The 2,013-nt window shown below is 32.9% G+C and carries 2 protein-coding genes; one reads left to right on the forward strand and one right to left on the reverse strand.

The features are described from left to right. The first annotated feature begins 322 nt into the window (after positions 1–322). The gene (locus FTU17_RS17190; protein WP_038350081.1) at positions 323–1,111 is read left to right on the forward strand and encodes an aminoglycoside adenylyltransferase domain-containing protein; all 789 of its coding nucleotides are present in this window, start codon (positions 323–325) and stop codon (positions 1,109–1,111) included. Between the two features lie 126 nt (positions 1,112–1,237). Here the strand turns inward: FTU17_RS17190 and FTU17_RS17195 are convergent, their stop codons facing one another. Then, positions 1,238–1,696 carry a DUF523 domain-containing protein gene (locus tag FTU17_RS17195; protein WP_077170035.1) on the reverse strand — a complete coding sequence of 153 codons (459 nt, stop codon included), beginning with the start codon at positions 1,694–1,696 and terminating at the stop codon, positions 1,238–1,240. Positions 1,697–2,013: the final 317 nt, after the last annotated feature.

Below are 2,013 nucleotides of genomic sequence, written 5' to 3' on the forward strand. Positions count from 1 at the left end.
GTTTGAATGATTTCTTCTTGGTCTACGTGCCATAAAATACTCCATATATTGATGTTTATAACATCATTTGAGGAGCAGAGTATCACTTATAGGAGTTGTTCAAATTTCCGGATCCATCTCTAAGTGAGGAGGAAATGACTCTTACTATTCAGATGTTGTTTCAAGCTTTTTTTGATTGATAGAGTTTTATGTATTAAACTCTATATTGAAAGTAAATATATTGTAAAAATAGTATGTTATTTACTAATTGATTAAATTATTTACACTTATTCTGTATAATGCTCTATGAATTCATTACTTATTTTTTTAAATTAAAAATCATATGCAAAGCTTAAATGATGAAGAGTGTCGCCAAGTTGAAAGTGTAAAACAGCTTTTACAAAAAAATTTTAAAGATAAGCTTTATGCTATTTATTTATATGGTTCGTATGTTGATGGTGGTTTAAAACATAAAAGTGATCTTGATATTTTAGTTATTATTGAACGTGAAATTACCGATCAGGAAAGAAAACAATTAGCGCAGAATTTTCTAAATATATCTGTTCCGATTGGTCATGCTACAGCGCGTGCCTTAGAAATTACGATATTAGAAAAAGGGAGTATTACCAATAAAAATCATCCATATACATATCAGCTACAATATGGCGAGTGGTTGAGAGAAGAATTACTCAAAGGTGAATTACTTTATAGTCAATCTGATCCAGATATTAGTATTTTACTTAAAACTGCCCAATTACATAACATTACTATCTTTGGACCTGATATTTGCGATTGGTTAAATCCAATTAGCTATGAACAATTAATATTTGCCATGCAAAAAACTTATCCACAAATTATTGCTCATTGGAAAGACGATCAGGATGAATGTAATCAAATTTTAGCGCTATGCCGTATAGCTTATACATTAGATCATAAAACAATAGTTGCCAAGGATGTTGCTGCGACATGGTTTTTAGAATTCTTAAGTCAGATAGATCAAGACATTTTGCAACTCATAATAGATGAATATATTGGGCAAGGTCATGAGCAATGTTGGTTAGTTTTACATGATCAGCTTGCTAAAATTGTTAAAGAATTACAGCATAAAATTGAACCACTACTTTTTAACTGATGTGGAAGTAATGGATATGCTTCTTAGATTATTACCTCACTATATCTCTAAATACCGAAGAGACTTGATATTGCAAAGGGGGGCGTGGTTGGAGTTGCATGAAGATTTTAAATAAAAGCGGAGGAACTAGGGTAAAAGTTGCCAAAAAGTTTCTTCTGAAATGACTTTTATATTATGACGTTTAAGCAAAGCGGAGGTAACTCCATTGCCATAGATCTTATTCCCATTAAATTGACCATCGTAAATCATTGAACTACCACATGAAGGGCTATTTTCTTTAAGCACTACCAGAGTAGCTTTTAATAATTGAACTTTTTTTAAAGTTCTATATGCCCCTTCAATATAGATTGAAGTCACATCCTTTCCTGATTTTTCAATTACACAGGCTTTTCCATCTAAGACATCATCGCCATTACCTCCCGAAATCTCGGCAGGTTCGCGTGGTGTTGATAAACCGCCAAGAATCTCTGGACATACCATAGTAGCTTTTCCATCTTTGACTAATTTTTCGATTTTTTCGTTTAAGCTATGCGTCCCGTTATAACGTACCTTTAAGCCAGCCAGACAAGAACTTACTAAAATCATATTTCCTCTATGAAAAAGATATGTATCGATTTGCTATTTAGCCAGTACCTATTATTTTTTAAAATTAATAGGTTAGTGCTATGGATAAAACAAGAATTTAAATATGATCAATGCAAAGTGAGTTATTTTTTTTCTAACCCACAAAGCTTATAGATTAGTTTGATCCTTTTTGTTTAGAAAATTTTTCAACAGTGGGAGTGACGGGCACTGGCTGGCAATGTCTAGCAACGGCAGGCATTTCGGCTGAGGGTAAAAGAACTTTCCGCTAAGCGATAGACTGTATGTAAACACAGTATTGCAAGGACGCGGAACATGCC

It is taken from the genome of Acinetobacter sp. YH12070 (assembly GCF_013419625.1).
Taxonomy (GTDB): Bacteria; Pseudomonadota; Gammaproteobacteria; order Pseudomonadales; family Moraxellaceae; genus Acinetobacter; species Acinetobacter amyesii.